This is a genomic window from Rheinheimera pacifica, assembly GCF_900108485.1.
Lineage (GTDB): Bacteria > Pseudomonadota > Gammaproteobacteria > Enterobacterales > Alteromonadaceae > Alishewanella > Alishewanella pacifica.
In genome coordinates this window covers 1-16,150 of the sequence record NZ_FNXF01000015.1, presented here as the reverse complement: position 1 = coordinate 16,150, position 16,150 = coordinate 1, and the positions used below count along the sequence as shown (strand labels likewise).

The window sequence follows — 16,150 nt, the reverse complement described above, 5'->3', positions numbered from 1 at the left end:
GTCTCTTAGTTAATTTTATCTAAAAAGGAGTCGCCATAGGCCATGGCCTCCAGCCCGAAATAGCCGGCCAGCGTCTGGCCAATGTCAGCAAAGCTCATGCGCTCGCCTAAATTAATGTCTCGCATGCCATTTTTGTAGGCCAGCACCGGAATATATTCACGCGTATGCTCAGTACCATGCCAGGTTGGGTCACAACCATGATCTGCTGTCAGGATCATTAAGGTGTCATTGCCACAGGCGGCCATCAACTGTGGCAGGCGGCTGTCAAAGTATTCCAGCGCTTCGCCATAACCGATAGGATCACGGCGGTGGCCAAAGTTCTGATCAAAATCAACCAGGTTAGTAAAAATAATGCTGTTATCAGCCTGTTGTGCCATTTGCGCCAGCGTTTTGTCTACCAGAGCTTCAAGGCCGGTGGCTTTTAAACTTTCACTAATGCCCTGATGAGCATAAATATCAGCAATCTTACCAATGCTGATCACCTTACCGCCGGCATCTGTCAGTTTATCCAATACAGTGGGGGCCGGTGGCAATACTGAATAGTCGCGGCGGTTACCGGTGCGGGCATAGTTATTGGCGTGATCCCCCAGAAACGGCCGGGCAATAACACGGCCAATGTTGTACTTATCGAGCAAATCGCGCGCTACCAGACAGAAATCCAGCAGTTTCTGCAGGCCAAAATGTTCTTCATGCGCCGCTACCTGAAACACGCTGTCGGCCGAGGTATAACAAATCGGCTTACCGGTTTTAATATGCTCATCACCCAGCTTGACCAGAATATCGGTGCCTGAGGCATGGCAATTGCCCAAAATACCGGGCACGCCGGTACGCTGGCATAGCTCGTTAATCAGTTCTGGCGGAAAACTGTCGGTTTTATCATGGAAATAACCCCAGTCGAACAGTACCGGCACACCGGCAATTTCCCAGTGGCCGCTTGGCGTATCTTTGCCGCTGCTTAGCTCACGCGCATAGCCATAAGCGCCGGTTATTGCGCTGGCACCGGCTATATCAGCCTGCACACCATTTGAGGCCGCGGTGGCAGCGTTAACCAAGCCCAGCTGCGCCAGATTAGGCAGCGCCAACTGGCGGCCTTTTTGCGCATGAAAGGTTTTTGCGATACTGGCAAACGTATTAGCGCCAACATCACCAAACTTATCGGCATCCGGTGCATAGCCAATACCAAAGCTATCTAATACCAGGATCACTGCTTTTTTTGCCATTGTCCTGCTCCTGATCTTTGTGTTGTCTGTATGTGATAAAACCAGTTGTGATAAAACCAGACCAGCATAACCGTTGCAAGGCTTGTATAACAGGCTGGCGTGCACATTTAAAAAAGGGCACGCAGTGTAAAACGAAGCGCTAATCTTTACAATATCAACCTTAGCTAAACACTAAACTGTCTGAAACAGTATTGGGTAACTGTAGTAAAAACAAAGAACCCGCTATCACAGCGGGTTCTTATCATCGCTCAGCCGGTTAAGGTAGTTGCTTATAGCCCATGTTATACAGCGTAAAGCTAACCATATCAGCCGTTTGTTCAATCTGCTTGGATACCGGTGTACCGGCACCATGGCCAGCATTGGTTTCAATGCGGATAAGCTGTGGGTTAACACCGGCATCTTTTGCCTGTAACTCAGCCGCAAACTTAAACGAGTGTGCCGGTACTACGCGATCATCGTGATCGGCGGTGGTTACCATCGTTGCCGGGTACGCCACGCCTGCTTTTACGTTATGTACCGGTGAATAAGCCAGCAGGTAATCAAACATTTCTTTACTTTGCTCACTGGTGCCGTAGTCGTATGCCCAGCCGGCACCGGCAGTAAAGGTGTGGTAACGCAACATATCCAGCACACCAACCGCAGGCAATGCTACTTTAATCAGCTCGGGCTGTTGTGTCATTACAGCGCCAACTAACAAGCCGCCGTTAGAGCCGCCACGAATTGCCAGCTTGTCTTTCGAGGTATAGCCCTCTTTTTGCAGATACTCTGCGGCTGCAATAAAGTCGTCAAACACATTTTGCTTTTGCAACTGAGTACCGGCCTGATGCCAGGCTTTGCCGTACTCACCACCGCCACGCAAGCTTGGCACCGCATATACGCCGCCCAGCTCCATCCACACAGCATTGGGAATGTTAAACGCCGGGGTTAAACTCACATTAAAACCACCGTAGCCATACAGCATGGTTGGGTTGCTGCCATCGCGTTTCAGGCCTTTTTTGTAGCTGATAATCATCGGCACTTTAGTGCCATCTTTGGAGCTGTAAAACACCTGCTCCGACACATAGTTATCGCTGTCAAACTTCGCGCCTGATTTGCTGTAAACGGATGAATTACCATCAGTTGGGCTGAAATCATAAATAGTTTGCGCCGTAATATAGTTGGTAAAGGTGTAATACAGCTTTTGGTCATCTTTTTTACCGCTAAAACCACCGACACTGCCCACACCCGGCAGCGTAATATCACGTACCAGTTTGCCGCTGTAATCGTACTGCTGCACTTTAGCAATGGCATCAACCATATACTCAGCAAAGATATAACCGGCGCCGGTTGATGCGCTAAGCACATTATCTGTTTGCGGGATCAGATCCTGCCAGTTTTCCGGCTGTGGTTTGGTAGCATCAACCGTAACCACTTTTTTATTCGGTGCATTTAAGTTGGTCACCAGAAATAGTTTGCTGCCGTCGTTATCCAGCAAGTCGGTATCCGAATCGGTGTGATCCAAAATGGTTACCAACGGGCTGTCCGGGTTGGCTAAATCTTTTAAAAATAACTTATTGCCAGAAGTCGATACCGCAGCAGAAATCAGCAGATAACGATCATCCTCAGTTACTGTGGCGCCGACGTAGCGGTGCTTTTGTGCTTCAGTGCCGCCAAAAATAACGGCATCATCTTTTTGCACACTGCCCAGCTTGTGGTAGTACAGCTTATGTTGATCCGTTTTTGCCGACAGTTCGCTGCCATCTGGCTTGTCGTAACTGGAATAGTAAAAACCTTCGTTGCCAAACCAGCTGATGCCGCTGAATTTAACATCTGTCAGCTCTGATTCCAGCGGTTTTTTCGTCTCAACGTCGATGATGATAATTTTGCGCCAGTCGCTGCCGCCTTCTGAAATAGAATACGCCAGTATAGAGCCATCTTTAGAAAAACTAACCTCAGCCATTGATGTGGTGCCGTCAGTGCTAAAGGTGTTGGGATCTAAAAACACCTCACTGCTGCCATCTTCCAATTGGCGGTACAACACATACTGGTTTTGCAGGCCGTCATTTTTATAAAAGTAGGTGTATTTACCTTCTTTAAAGGGCGCTGTAACTTTTTCGTAATTCCACGATGCCGCCAGCTTTTGCTTTATCTGCTCACGATATGGAATTTGCTCAAGGTAATTAAAAGTAACTTTATTCTGCGCTTTTACCCAGGCTTCTGTTTCGCTGCTGCGATCATCTTCCAGCCAGCGGTACGGATCGGCAATTTTTTGCTCAAAATAGCTATCTACCACGTCGCCTTTAGCAGTTTGCGGGTAGGTAAAGGTGGTTTTTGCAGCTTCTGTCATGGTTACACTATTGGGTTGGGTTGCAATATCAGTTTTTGATTCACTGCCACAGGCAGCCAGTAAGGAAACGGCCAGGATACTTAAAACGTGCTTCATTGTGAGGAACTCCCTGATTCTTGTTGTTATAACGCGCCTGAGCTTAACAAAGAAGCCGGTGTTTGCCTATTTCAGCTCAGCAGATTTTTCAACGCTGTTAAACGAAAAAACCCTAACCAAATGGTTAGGGTTTTTAAGGATGGTGCCCAGAGGCGGAATCGAACCACCGACACGCGGATTTTCAATCCGCTGCTCTACCGACTGAGCTATCTGGGCAAAACTGGCTGACGCAAAATGGTGCCGCTTATCCGAGTCGAACGGATGACCTACTGATTACAAGTCAGTTGCTCTACCAACTGAGCTAAAGCGGCTGCGACAACGTGACACAAGTTGAATAACTCTGTTACTTTAGTACAACTTGAGCACCGAAAACTGATGGTGCCCAGAGGCGGAATCGAACCACCGACACGCGGATTTTCAATCCGCTGCTCTACCGACTGAGCTATCTGGGCAACGCGGGTCGTATTAAACGGATTTTACGATCTTAAGTCAACAGATATTTTAATGCTGCTGGTGCGTTAGCCTATTAGTTGAACAACCCGCTACAATAAGCAGCAAAAACCAACACTGCTACCTAAATTACGAAAAGTTGTTAAAATGCCCGCCACTGCATAAGCTCTGCTGAGCTGGCAACAAAATATTGGATAACTAATGGAAAACACGTCGTTTAGTAAACCGATTTTTAAGCGCCTGACGGTACTGTCTCTGCTGATTTTATTTGCTCAGGCAGCACTGTTTGCCTGGCTAAACCAACCTGAGCCGGGCTTAAATGAACAGCAACTAAACCGGCTAACAGCTGACAGCCGCTTGCTAAGCCGCGTTTTACAGCCGCTGCTGGCAGAAAACAATACCGCCGCCACTGAGCAAATGCTGTTTCAAACCCGGGATGGGAATACCGACCGCGCATTATATGTATACCGCACACTACCCAACCAACAAGCCGAACTTATTGCTCATACCAGCAATGTGCAGGGTTTTGTACCCCAGCCAGTATGGCAGGACAGTGCCCAGCAGCAGGATAATTATCTGATCGTCAATCAGCTGATTAATTTACCGCAGCAGCAAACCGCTATTCTGATTTACGTACAACAGTTAAAACTGCGCGCCAGCTGGCCTTTTTTTGCGGCTTTGGGTGTAAGTTTAGTATTAGCGCTGCTGCTAAGCGCCATGTTTGCCGTCACTATTTCGGGCTTCTTCAGCCGTCGTATTAAGCCTTTATTAGTGGGCACCCGCCAGGCGCTGGATAAAGATCAATACAACAGCAGCGTCGACAGCCATGCACAGGACAGCTACGGGGTACTTGGCAGCTATATCAACCAGCTGTTTCGCCGCATAGAGCAGGCGCAGGAAGCGCTGGCAGCATCAGAGCAAAACATTAAAAACCTGAAGCTGGAAGTAGAAACCCGCATTAAAGAGCGCACCGATGCGCTGGAAACCGCCAAGCTCACGGCAGAAAAAGCCAACGAGGCCAAATCGACTTTTCTTGCCACCATGAGCCATGAAATCCGTACACCAATGAATGGCATTATCGGTACTATTGATTTACTGCGTAAGACTCAGCTATCCACCTCGCAGTTTCGCATGACCGACACGGTACGTGAATCGTCATTTTCATTGCTGCGCATCCTGGACGATATTCTCGATTTTTCCAAAATTGAAGCCGGTAAACTGCAACTGGAAACTATACCATTGTCACTGGTAGATATTATTGAAGCCGTCGGCCGTATTCTGGTATCGGTAGCGCATCAGCGACAAATTGACCTAAAACTGTTTATTGACCCCCGCATTCCCGACGGCCTGATTGGCGACCCGGTGCGGTTGCGGCAAATTCTGTACAACCTGGCCGGCAATGCGATTAAATTTACCCAGACCACGCCGGAGAAAACCGGACTGGTGATTATCAAAGCCGAGCTGCTGGAAGAAAATATGGATTTCAGCCAGATCCAGTTTAGTGTGACAGACAACGGCAAAGGCATGACGCAGCGCCAAATCAACTATGTATTTCAGCCTTTTAACCAGGCCGAGGGCTCTATTACCCGTAAATTTGGTGGTACAGGCCTGGGTTTATCTATTTGCCAACGCCTAACCACACTGATGTACGGTGATATCAGCGTGAACAGCCAGGTGGATCAGGGCACCGAGTTTATTGTGCGCATACCGATGCGCCGCTCGGATGAAATTCAGTATCTGGATAAAGAACTACTGCGTGATATTTATGTTTGCCTGTTCAGTGCTGACGCCCATAACATGGCGCATTTACATGATTACCTCAGCCATACCGGTGCTGAACTGGATGTTGCCACCCATTTTGACACTCTGCTGCAAAAAGCACAGGCTCTGAAGCCATTACCTCCCAAACAGGCTGCAGTATGGGTGCTGGACGCAACCTATGAGCAGATCTCGGCAAATGAAATAGATCAGTTGCTGCAGTTACCCACTATGGCCCAGGTACAGTTTGTGGTGATCACCAATCAGGTTGAATTGGCAGAGCGCAGCACCGACAGGGCGTATTATCTGCACAGCTCACCGATATGTCGTAGCCATTTACTTGATGCTGTATTAATAGCCGCAAAGCGCAAAACCAAACCGGTTTATACCAGCGCTGAGCCACAGCAAAACCGTCTGGTGCCCTCGCTTGAAGAAGCACGTAAACAGCGTCGCCTGGTATTGCTGGCTGAAGATAACTTAATGAATCAGCGTGTAATTGTTGATCAGTTAAATGCGCTGGGTTACGCCGTAGAAGTTGCCGATGACGGTGCGATAGCGCTGGAAAAATGGCGCCGGTATCATTATCCGCTGCTGCTGACAGATTTGCATATGCCCAATATGAGTGGCTACGACCTGACCAGCGCGATCCGCAAAGAAAGCCTGCATTTAAGCGAGGGCGCCGAATTTACCCGTATCGTTGCGGTAACCGCCAATGCACTCAAAGGTGAAGAGCAAAAATGCCTGAGCGTAGGCATGGACGGCTATATCACCAAACCGATTGAACTGGCGGCGCTGGAAACCATGCTCACCCGCTGGCTACCACACGCGGCTGAACTGAAAAAAACCACTGTCTCAGCTACCGAAAATAATCAGAATAATTCGCCGATATGCTTTACCACTATTGCTAATTTCCTTGGTAATAACCCGGACAAACATGAAGAATACCTGAACTACTTTGTAAAACATGCCGCTGAACTGCTTAGCAATATGACCACTGCAGTGCAAAATCAGGATCGCAGTACAGTGCGCTCTGTTGCACATCAGTTTAAGTCGGTAGCCAAAAGTGTGGGAGCACTTGGTTTATCCGATGACGCGCTAAAACTGGAAAAAGCAGCCGAAGAAAGTGACTGGCCGGTAATTAACGAGTATATCCGCCTGATGCAGGAAAAATATCAGGACGTGGTCAGCTACGTAAAGCAACGTTATTAACAGAACTGGCGCTTAGGCTTTGAGCAAAAAAGGGCAGCCAATGGCTGCCCAAACTGTCAGTTACCTGACCACGTAGCGTAAAACTAACTCAAAACTTAACACTCAACAGTTAAAACTGGTTCATAGTGTTATGCGTGCCACCGGCTTTTAACGCAGCCTCACCAGAGAAATACTCTTTATGATCATCCCCGACATCAGAACCGGACATATTCTGGTGTTTAACACAGGCAATACCCTGGCGGATTTCTTTGCGTTGCACCCCTGCAACATAGCCCAGCATACCAGCTGCACCAAAGTACTCTTTCGCCAGATTGTCGGTAGACAACGCCGCTGTATGGTAAGTTGGCAAGGTGATCAGGTGATGGAAAATACCTGCTTCACGCGCTGCATCAGCCTGGAAGGTGCGAATACGGTTGTCGGCTTCCAGCGCCAGCTCTGTTGCGTCGTAATCGGCACTCATCAACAGAGCACGGTCATAAGCAGATACGTCTTTACCGGCAGTTTTCCAGGCATCAAAAACCTGCTGGCGGAAGTTTAGCGTCCAGTTAAAGCTCGGGCTATTGTTGTACACCAGCTTGGCGTTGGGTACCACTTCACGGATGCGGTTAACCATTTCGGCTATCTGGCCTACGTGTGGCTTTTCCGTTTCAATCCACAGCAAATCAGCGCCATGCTGTAACGAGGTAATACAATCCAGTACTACCCGGTCAACGCCACTACCCTGTTTAAACTGGAACAAACCACTGGCTAAGCGTTTGGGTTTTAACAGCTTGCCGTTGGCTTTTACTACCACATCGCCGTTGGCAATATCGTCAGCGCCGCTTATTACATCACCGTCTAAAAAGCTGTTGTATAAGTCGCCCAGATCGCCCGGTTTATTGGTAACGGCAATTTGTTTGGTTAAACCAGCACCTAACGAGTCGGTACGGGCCACAATAATACCGTCATCCACGCCAAGTTCTAAAAAGGCGTAACGCACAGCGTTAATTTTCGCTAAAAAGTCAGCATGTGGCACAGTAACCTTACCGTCCTGGTGACCACATTGTTTTTCGTCCGACACCTGGTTTTCAATCTGAATAGCACAGGCACCGGCTTCTATCATTTTCTTTGCCAGTAAATAAGTGGCTTCTTCGTTACCAAAGCCGGCGTCGATATCGGCGATAATCGGCACCACATGAGTTTCAAAGTTATCGATCTTGCTTTGTACTGCAGCAGTTTTGGCGCTGTCGCCAGCGGCTTTGGCGGCATCCAGCTCACGGAATAAGCCTCCCAACTCACGGGCATCGGCTTGCTTTAAAAAGGTATACAGCTCTTCAATTAAAGCAGGTACTGCGGTTTTCTCATGCATGGATTGATCTGGCAAGGGGCCAAACTCAGAGCGCAGCGCTGCTATCATCCAACCGGACAAATACAGGTATTTACGTTTGGTAGTACCGAAATGTTTCTTAATAGCGATCAGTTTTTGCTGACCAACGAAGCCATGCCAGCATCCCAGTGACTGTGTGTACTGGCTGCTGTCTGCGTCATAGGCAGCCATATCGGCACGCATAATTTTGGCAGTGTATTTGGCAATATCCAGCCCGGTATGAAAACGGTTTTGCGCCCGCATTCTGGCAGCAGACTCAGGGTTTATCGCACTCCAGGCATCGCCGTTTTGTTGGCGTAGCTGGGCGATGTGTTGTATTGCATCTTGGTAAGCTGACATAGCAGTATCCTCTTTTGCTTATTGCCCGGCTTGCCGGACGCTGACTGTTCCCAGGCTGATGTGCTACCTGTTGCATTACACTATAGGTTTCATTTTTGTAATTCATAAAGGTGATTTTTGTGATGCCGACCATTCATATAACTAATACCAAAGTCAGCTTGACGCTGGCCACTGTGCTAATGCTATGATTCAGTTCAGTTATGAAATGTAGCCGGGTTATTTAACTAATGAATATTAATAAAATGGATTTAAATTTGCTGGTGTACCTGGATGTACTGCTGCGCGAAAAAAACGTTACCCGTGCTGCCGGCAGGCTCAATATCACCCAGCCAGCCATGAGCAACGGCCTGAAACGGCTGCGCGACTTACTGAATGATCCGATACTGGTACGCACGTCTGACGGCATGGTGCCAACAGAACGGGCGCGTGAACTGGCACCGATAGTACGCGGCGTTCTGTTAACGCTGGAAGAAACACTACAACCGAATAAAGATTTTGAGCCGCTTAACAGCCAGCGGGTATTCCGTATTATGGCCAGCGATTACGCGGCCTCTACGTTAATACCGGCATTACTGAAAAAAATGCGCGTGCAGGCACCACACACCAGCCTGGATATTATGACGCCGTCAGACGTTACTTTTCATGATGTCGAAAATGGCAAAGTGGATATGGCGATTAACCGTTTTGATCAGCTACCGCAATCGTTCCACCAAAAAACGGTATGGCGCGACAGCTTTTCCTGCCTGATTAATACGCAAAACCCAGTGCTAAAAAACTTTAATTTAGACAGTTACTTAAAAGCGCAGCATATTTGGGTAAGTAAAACTGGCTTTGGTGTTGGCGTGGGTATGGATCCCAAAGACGTGCAAAAACTGGGCTGGGTAGATGAGGCCTTGGCTAAGTTGGGTAAACAACGCAGTATCTCGGTATTTACCCGTAACTACCATGTAGCAATGCATTTAGCGGTAGGCATAGATTTAATTGCCACGTTACCCAGCCGTGCAGCCCGCCTGTACGAAAATGATAGCGCAATGGCCATTATGGACCCACCGTTTGCTATTCCATCGATTGAGCTGAAGATGATCTGGAGCCCGTTGCTGCATCAGGACGCCAGCCATATCTGGTTCCGCCGCTTAATTGTCGAAACTGCAGATGAGCTGAACTAACAACAAGCGAAGGCTGGAATCACGATTTGGTCGACACAGAGTGTCTGAGTGAGTGCGTAAGCGCGAGCGAGTTGCTGTGGCGAGCCAAAGCGGGAGTTGCAGCCGAAGCCGAAGCCTTGCTGCTGGCTTAGTAAAACACCCTGCCTCACTCGCCGGGGCAACTCGCCCTACTGCCTACGGCAGGGCTCAGACACTCCCCGGCTCCTTCAACAGGGTCTTTTCCACGCTGCGGAACAAGGGGGTTCTTCCTAACAGATGGGAACCACAATTTTGTCGGTACAGAGTGTCTGAGCCGCAGGCGAGTTGCTGTGACGAGCCAAATTGTGTGTTGCAGTTTGTTAAGGCTTCAAAACAAATCCACATAAAAAAGGCGCTGTCAGCAAGTCAGCGCCTTTTGCATTGGTGGTTTACTCAGGTTAATCAAGTAACTGATAAGCTGGCAGGGTCAGAAAATCTACCAGTTGATCAGAAGTCGTGATATCAAGCAATAAAGTTTGCGCTTTGGCAAAATTTTGTTCTGCCCATACTGCTTCGCCTACTTCTGCCCGTACCACTTTTGCCTCCTCCTCTAACATAGAAGCAAATAAGGCTTTGGTAATCAGCTTGCCGTTGCTTAAGCTTTTACCGTGTTTAATCCACTGCCAAATCGACGTGCGGGAAATCTCTGCCGTGGCGGCATCTTCCATCAAACCATAAATCGGCACACAGCCTTTGCCGCTGATCCAGGCGGCAATATATTGCAGCGCCACCCGAATATTAGTACGCATACCGTGTTCTGTACGCTCACCATCACAAGGCTTAAGCAACTGTGCCGCACTGATTTCTTCGTCTGCTTCACGGCTAATATCCAACTGGTTCTGTTTGCCGCCTGCCAGATACTTGTCAAATACTGCATTAGCCGTAGCCGCAAGGCCGGGGTGCGCTACCCAGGTGCCGTCGTGGCCGTTAACTGCTTCCAGCTCTTTATCTGCAGTTACTTTTGCCAATATTGCGGCGTTTTCTGCAGCATCTTTGGCCGGAATAAAGGCCGCCATACCCCCCATTGCCAACGCACCGCGCCTATGGCAGGTTTTTACCAATAAACGCGAATAGGCATTTAAAAACGGCTGTTTCATGGTAACTACCTGGCGGTCCGGCAATACTCGGTCAGGATGATTTTTTAACGTTTTGATATAACTGAAAATATAATCCCAGCGGCCGCAGTTAAGCGCTACGATGTGATCGCGTAACATATACAGAATTTCATCCATCTCAAACACGGCAGGCAGCGTTTCAATTAATACCGTGGCGCGAATAGTGCCAATTGGCTGGCTGAACCTTTGCTCGGTGTAGCGAAACACATCGTCCCACCATTTGGCTTCCAAATGGCTTTGCAGCTTTGGCAGGTAATAGTACACACCGCTGCCATTGGCTAAGCGGGTTTGGTAGTTGTGCAGAAAATACAGCGCGAAATCGACCAGAGAGCCCGGCACCTGCTCACCATCCACCAGCAAATGCTTTTCCCACAGGTGCAAACCGCGCACCCGGGCAATTAACAAGGCCGGGTTATCTTTTAACGCATAGTGCTTACCACTTTGCGGATCGGTATAGCTGATGGTACCCAGGTTAGCATCGCGCAGGTTAATCTGGCCTTCAATAACACCGGCCCAGCTGGGCGCCTGCGAGTCTTCAAAGTCGGCCATAAATACTTTTACGTCGGCATTTAACGCATTGATAATCATCTTACGATCAACCGGCCCGGTAATTTCTACCCTTCTGTCCTGTAAATCGGCCGGTATTGGCGCTACCTGCCAGTCTGACTGGCGGATATTAGCCGTTTGCGGCAGGAAATCCGGCAAGGCTCCCGCATCATAGCGCTGCTGTATTGTTTGCCGGGCAGCTAATAATTCTGTTAAGCGCGGGCTAAACTCGCGACTTAACGCTACCAGCAAGGCACAGGCCTGCTCTGTCAGAATAGTGTCGTAATCGGCATTTAACGGCGCATTTATGCTTAAACCGGCACGGCTGATGCTTATTGTCATAAGTTTGTCCTTTTTGGCTGCCTGTACTCTATTTGCCGGTAAGGCGGTCGGGTATCAGGGTAGGCATTAACTATAAGCGCTTTTCAACCATAAAATGTATTAATGCAGGCAATGCCAACCATTCGCAGCATAAATAGTAAAAGCATGAATACACAAGAAAATATGGCACGACTTATGCTTTATCTATCACAGTCTTATGATGTGTCAAACATCGAGTCAATTTTCTGTCGGAGGTATGCATGGAATTTGTCCTGCTGTTAATTTTACTGTTAGTCATTGTTGTGGCTATGGTAGCCAGCCGCTTTATTGACAGTGGCAACCCTTTTCCGGTGCAGAAGAAAAACAGCTTATTCAGCCCGGTAGAACGTTCTTTTATGCAACTGCTGGAAAAAGCAGTGGCTAACGATTACAAAGTAATGAACAGGGTAAAACTGGCAGATATTATGGAGCTTAAAAATGGCACCAGCGATAAAACCCGCGCCAGTACCATGCTTAAACTGAATACCAAGTATCTGGATTTTGTTTTGTGTGATCCGCAGGATTTTAGCGTCATAGCAGTGCTGGATTTAGTTAACAATAGTAGCAAAGAAGGCCACAAGGCTGTACCCGACTGGTTTGTTAACGGCGCGTTGGACGCAGCAGGCGTACCTTACCTGCGCATGAAAATAAAAGCCGGTTACACCGCCGCCGATATTCAGGCAGCCATTGCAGCCCGTTTAGGTAAAACGGTAGCCAAACCTGAACCCATGTTTAAAGGTTTAGTGAAAAAAGGCCCCACCCGGCCAGTACGTTCACTAAAACCGGCAACAACTGGCGGCAATACTTTGCCGGTACCAGCTTTGTCACACTCTCAAATTAAAGCGCAACAAACCGCGCTGATACAGGCTTCTTAACGCACTTGGAGAAATGAGTCACTCCGCGCTAAGTTGGAATGCCGCCCGCTGCAACGGGCGGCATTTTTTTATGCTTAAAAAAATCTTAAATAAACGCTAAAGGTATTTATCTTCCGGCCGTTACAGTCTTGAGGAATTGGCATAGGAGGTAACTATGAGTCAATCCATTGGCGCTGCTGCGTCAAACCAGGGCTTTGAAATACTGGGCGCCGTTATGGCGAAAAAGCAACAAAACCAGGAAGCTAAAATGGCAACCATGCTGGTACAAAGTGCTATGCAATCGGTTGAGCAGGTACAGGCTTCATCCCCTGTAGGTAACCTGGGACAAAATATAAATATTACGGTGTAAGTAATATTTTATGTAACAAAAACAAAGGCCAGCGCTCGCTGGCCTTTTTATTGAACCTATCTGGCAAACCGCACTACCAGTTCATGCAGTTCATTGGATACCAACTGCAACTGTTTAATACTGTCAGCAGAGTTACCCGCTTCTATCAGGGTGTTATTCGCCAGGCTGGAAATATTTACCACCTGCTGATTTACTTCTTCAGCAACATTTGCCTGCTGCTCTACCGCCGCTGCCATCTGAATAGACATATTGGCTATGCTACCCACAGCATCTGAAATACCATTTAGCATTTCTTCCGTTTCTTTCACCCGGATAAGCCCGGCCTCTGCGCCACTGGTGCCGTTTTGGGCTACCCGCACTGCGGTATCAGCTCTGCTGGTTAAATCACTGATAATCTGATGAATCTCTTTAGTAGATTCCTGTGTGCGCCGTGCCAGATTGCGCACCTCATCGGCCACTACGGCAAAGCCGCGCCCTTGCTCACCGGCGCGCGCTGCTTCAATAGCCGCATTTAACGCCAATAAGTTGGTTTGCTCGGCAATTTGTTCAATCATCTGCGCAACAGTGGCGATTTTCTTGGTTTGTTCCGACACTTCCGTTACTGAGCTGCTAATTTCGTTTACTGTCTGCCGTAGTTCTTCAATAGCTTTGCGGGTAACCGCTGCAGTTTGCCGGCTGCGCCCGGCCAGTTCGTTTGATTGCTCAGCACGCTCCGCCGTTTCCTGTACATGCTTTGATACTTCAGCAATGGTAGTGGTCATTTCGTGCATGGCGGTGGCGGCCTGCTCGGTTTCCTGCTGCTGGCGCTGAATAAGCTTCATAGAAGATTGCGCCAGCTCCAGGCCAAGATCAGATTGTTCAGACACACTTTTAGCAGCATCTTCCATCCGGCTTAATACTGCACCTAAATGCGCTTTAGAGCTCATAACTGCCACTTTAAGCTCGCCAACGGCAAGCTCATCGTCGGTAAAGGTTTGTACCGCCAGCTCATGGCGGAATGAATTGGCCAGCAACATTTTGACGCTGTCTAAGGCGTTTTTCTTACTAAAATTGGCCCACACCACATAACCAATTAATGCAGCCAGAATCAGCAACTCAGATAAACCAGCAAAACCGGAAAAATACAAGGCTGCAGCTATTGCCAACACAATCGCCAATACCACATTGGCAGCACCAAGGTGAAAATGCCGGCCGCGGAATTTCCCCTTATTTATGGCGTCGTACAGCTTTTCTGCCCGTTTAATATCGGCGCGTGCAGGACAGGATCGCACCGATTCATAGCCGATAACCCGGCCGTTTTCTGTCACTGGGGTAACATAAGCATCAACCCAATAATAGTCACCATTTTTACTACGGTTTTTTACCAGCCCCATCCAGGGCTTTCCAGCCTTTAAATGTTCCCACATTATTTTATAAGCCAGCGGCGGCATATCCGGATGGCGCACTATATTGTGCGGCTGGCCAATTAATTCGTCTTTGCTAAAACCACTGATAGCGATAAAAGCGTCGTTACAGTGTCGGATATTACCGTTGAGATCTGTATTGGAAATTAGCTTTTGGTTTGGCGGGAAAGTTCTTTCGGTATTGGTAACCGGCATGTTACGGCGCATAACAATGTATTCCTTACTTAAAATCGAAAAATCCGAGTCCTGAATCATACCGGGTTTGTCGGAGGCTAATTTTCTTGAGAGAATTAGCTTATGAACAAGAGAACAACATATTCAGCAGAAGTCCGCGAGCGTGCAGTTCGCATGGTTTTGACCTCAGAGCATGATCACCCATCCCGGTGGGCGGCACTGGTGTCTATTTCATCAAAAATTGGCTGTACACCTGAGACATTAAGGGCTTGGGTTAATCGAATTGAGGTGGATTCAGGCAAAAGGCCTGGAGTTACCACCGATGCCGCAGCCAAGATCAAACAACTTGAGCGAGAAAATAAAGAGCTTAAGCAGGCTAACGAAATCCTGAAGAAAGCTGCTGCGTTTTTTGCTCAAGCGGAGCTCGACCGCAAACCGAAGAAATAATCCAGTTCATTGATTCGCACCGAGCGTTGCATGGTGTCGAGCCGATTTGCCGCGTATTGCAGATCGCGCCATCAACGTATTACCGGTGCAAGTCACTTGAAGCGCAGCCTCAACGGCGCTGTCAGCGTTACCATCAGGATGAGGCTCTGAAGCCGGAGATCCTGCGTGTATGGCAGGATAACCGGCAATGCTATGGCATCAGGAAAGTCTGGAAGCAACTGAAGCGTGAAGACTTCTCGGTGGCTCGCTGCACGGTTGCCAGACTGATGAGTACGCTTGGGATCCAAGGCGTGCGGCGTGGCCGTCGTTGTATCACGACGATCCCTGATGATGCCGCTGCTAAACCATTGGATCTGGTGAAACGGGAGTTCAGTGCCAACCGGCCAAACCAATTGTGGGTTGCAGATATCACTTATGTTGCTACGTGGTCAGGCTTCATTTATGTCGCCTTCGTAATCGATGTGTTCTCCCGGAAAATCGTGGGCTGGCGTGTGATGAAGACGATGCAGACACAGTTGATTCTGGACGCGCTAGAGCAAGCATTATGGGCCAGAGGTAAACCTAAAGGCGTCATTCATCACAGCGACAGAGGAAGCCAGTATGTCTCGATACGTTACTCTGAACGGTTATCAGAAGCCGGCTTTACGGCGTCTGTTGGCAGTGTTGGCGACTCGTATGACAATGCCTTGGCTGAAACGATTAACGGCTTGTACAAAGCTGAGGTGATTTATAAAGACGGCCCGTGGAGAGGGCTGGAGCAGGTTGAGTTGGCAACGCTGGACTGGGTTGACTGGTTTAACAATAGACGATTGCTGAGCTCAATTGGTGATATCCCGCCAGCTGAATATGAGGAAAACTACTATCGACAATTAACACAAGATACGGCAGCATGACTCAAACAAATCCGCCTCCGAATTTACCGGTGCGATTCAT

At 48.5% G+C, this 16,150-nt stretch carries 10 protein-coding genes, 3 tRNA genes and 1 other annotated feature; of the genes, 5 read left to right on the top strand and 8 right to left on the bottom strand.

All coding sequences use genetic code 11. The features are described 5' to 3' along the window. Window positions 1-5: 5 nt before the first annotated feature. From BLW68_RS16150 to BLW68_RS16130, 5 genes are all read right to left on the bottom strand, one after another. Complete coding sequence (locus BLW68_RS16150; protein ID WP_092795586.1) at window positions 6-1,220, bottom strand: phosphopentomutase; 1,215 nt, start codon at window positions 1,218-1,220, stop codon at window positions 6-8. 256 nt (window positions 1,221-1,476) lie between these two features. Further along, window positions 1,477-3,642 carry a prolyl oligopeptidase family serine peptidase gene (locus BLW68_RS16145; protein WP_092795584.1) on the bottom strand — a complete coding sequence of 722 codons (2,166 nt, stop codon included), beginning with the start codon at window positions 3,640-3,642 and terminating at the stop codon, window positions 1,477-1,479. Window positions 3,643-3,782: 140 nt separating this feature from the next. Further along, a tRNA-Phe gene (locus BLW68_RS16140) sits at window positions 3,783-3,858 on the bottom strand. Window positions 3,859-3,877: 19 nt separating this feature from the next. Then, window positions 3,878-3,953: transfer RNA gene (locus BLW68_RS16135), tRNA-Thr, on the bottom strand. A gap of 65 nt (window positions 3,954-4,018) precedes the next feature. Further along, a tRNA-Phe gene (locus BLW68_RS16130) sits at window positions 4,019-4,094 on the bottom strand. 199 nt (window positions 4,095-4,293) lie between these two features. Between BLW68_RS16130 and BLW68_RS16125 the strand changes: the two genes are divergently transcribed. Beyond that, complete coding sequence (locus BLW68_RS16125) at window positions 4,294-7,059, top strand: hybrid sensor histidine kinase/response regulator (protein ID WP_092795582.1); 2,766 nt, start codon at window positions 4,294-4,296, stop codon at window positions 7,057-7,059. 109 nt (window positions 7,060-7,168) lie between these two features. Here the strand turns inward: BLW68_RS16125 and BLW68_RS16120 are convergent, their stop codons facing one another. Beyond that, the gene (locus tag BLW68_RS16120) at window positions 7,169-8,764 is read right to left on the bottom strand and encodes an isocitrate lyase (RefSeq protein ID WP_092795580.1); all 1,596 of its coding nucleotides are present in this window, start codon (window positions 8,762-8,764) and stop codon (window positions 7,169-7,171) included. Between the two features lie 227 nt (window positions 8,765-8,991). On the opposite strand from BLW68_RS16120, the gene BLW68_RS16115 reads away from it, so the two are divergent. Beyond that, complete coding sequence (locus tag BLW68_RS16115; protein ID WP_068229103.1) at window positions 8,992-9,930, top strand: LysR family transcriptional regulator; 939 nt, start codon at window positions 8,992-8,994, stop codon at window positions 9,928-9,930. Between the two features lie 416 nt (window positions 9,931-10,346). Here the strand turns inward: BLW68_RS16115 and aceB are convergent, their stop codons facing one another. After that, on the bottom strand, window positions 10,347-11,951 hold the full coding sequence (aceB, locus tag BLW68_RS16110; RefSeq protein ID WP_092795578.1) for a malate synthase A: 1,605 nt from the start codon (window positions 11,949-11,951) through the stop codon (window positions 10,347-10,349). A 239-nt stretch (window positions 11,952-12,190) separates the two neighbouring features. On the opposite strand from aceB, the gene BLW68_RS16105 reads away from it, so the two are divergent. Both BLW68_RS16105 and BLW68_RS16100 read left to right on the top strand, forming a co-directional pair. Continuing rightward, window positions 12,191-12,844: a DUF2726 domain-containing protein gene (locus BLW68_RS16105; RefSeq protein WP_068229097.1), complete on the top strand. Its 654-nt coding sequence runs from the start codon at window positions 12,191-12,193 to the stop codon at window positions 12,842-12,844. Window positions 12,845-12,998: 154 nt separating this feature from the next. Next, a complete protein-coding gene (locus BLW68_RS16100) occupies window positions 12,999-13,193 on the top strand; it encodes a hypothetical protein (RefSeq protein ID WP_092795577.1) in 195 nt (64 codons plus the stop codon). A gap of 56 nt (window positions 13,194-13,249) precedes the next feature. On the opposite strand, the gene BLW68_RS16095 is transcribed toward BLW68_RS16100, so the two are convergent. After that, entirely contained in the window at window positions 13,250-14,803 is a 1,554-nt protein-coding gene (locus tag BLW68_RS16095; protein WP_092795575.1) for a methyl-accepting chemotaxis protein, read from the bottom strand. A gap of 90 nt (window positions 14,804-14,893) precedes the next feature. On the opposite strand from BLW68_RS16095, the gene BLW68_RS16090 reads away from it, so the two are divergent. After that, window positions 14,894-16,110, top strand: a protein-coding gene (locus BLW68_RS16090; RefSeq protein ID WP_092794354.1) for an IS3 family transposase whose coding sequence is annotated in 2 segments (ribosomal slippage) — window positions 14,894-15,176 and window positions 15,176-16,110 — 1,218 coding nt in all. Because the reading frame shifts where the segments join, the coding sequence is not laid out codon by codon here. Continuing rightward, window positions 15,172-15,288, top strand: a sequence feature (AL1L pseudoknot). Its footprint overlaps the gene before it by 117 nt. Window positions 16,111-16,150: the final 40 nt, after the last annotated feature.

Bases quoted from the DNA above. Each gene is read 5' to 3' on its own strand.
- BLW68_RS16095 (WP_092795575.1), bottom strand. From the start codon at position 14,803: ATGCGCCGTAACATGCCGGTTACCAATACCGAAAGAACTTTCCCGCCA.
- BLW68_RS16115 (WP_068229103.1), top strand. From the start codon at position 8,992: ATGAATATTAATAAAATGGATTTAAATTTGCTGGTGTACCTGGATGTA.
- BLW68_RS16150 (WP_092795586.1), bottom strand. From the start codon at position 1,220: ATGGCAAAAAAAGCAGTGATCCTGGTATTAGATAGCTTTGGTATTGGC.
- BLW68_RS16120 (WP_092795580.1), bottom strand. From the start codon at position 8,764: ATGTCAGCTTACCAAGATGCAATACAACACATCGCCCAGCTACGCCAA.
- BLW68_RS16105 (WP_068229097.1), top strand. From the start codon at position 12,191: ATGGAATTTGTCCTGCTGTTAATTTTACTGTTAGTCATTGTTGTGGCT.
- BLW68_RS16125 (WP_092795582.1), top strand. From the start codon at position 4,294: ATGGAAAACACGTCGTTTAGTAAACCGATTTTTAAGCGCCTGACGGTA.
- BLW68_RS16100 (WP_092795577.1), top strand. From the start codon at position 12,999: ATGAGTCAATCCATTGGCGCTGCTGCGTCAAACCAGGGCTTTGAAATA.
- BLW68_RS16145 (WP_092795584.1), bottom strand. From the start codon at position 3,642: ATGAAGCACGTTTTAAGTATCCTGGCCGTTTCCTTACTGGCTGCCTGT.
- aceB (WP_092795578.1), bottom strand. From the start codon at position 11,951: ATGACAATAAGCATCAGCCGTGCCGGTTTAAGCATAAATGCGCCGTTA.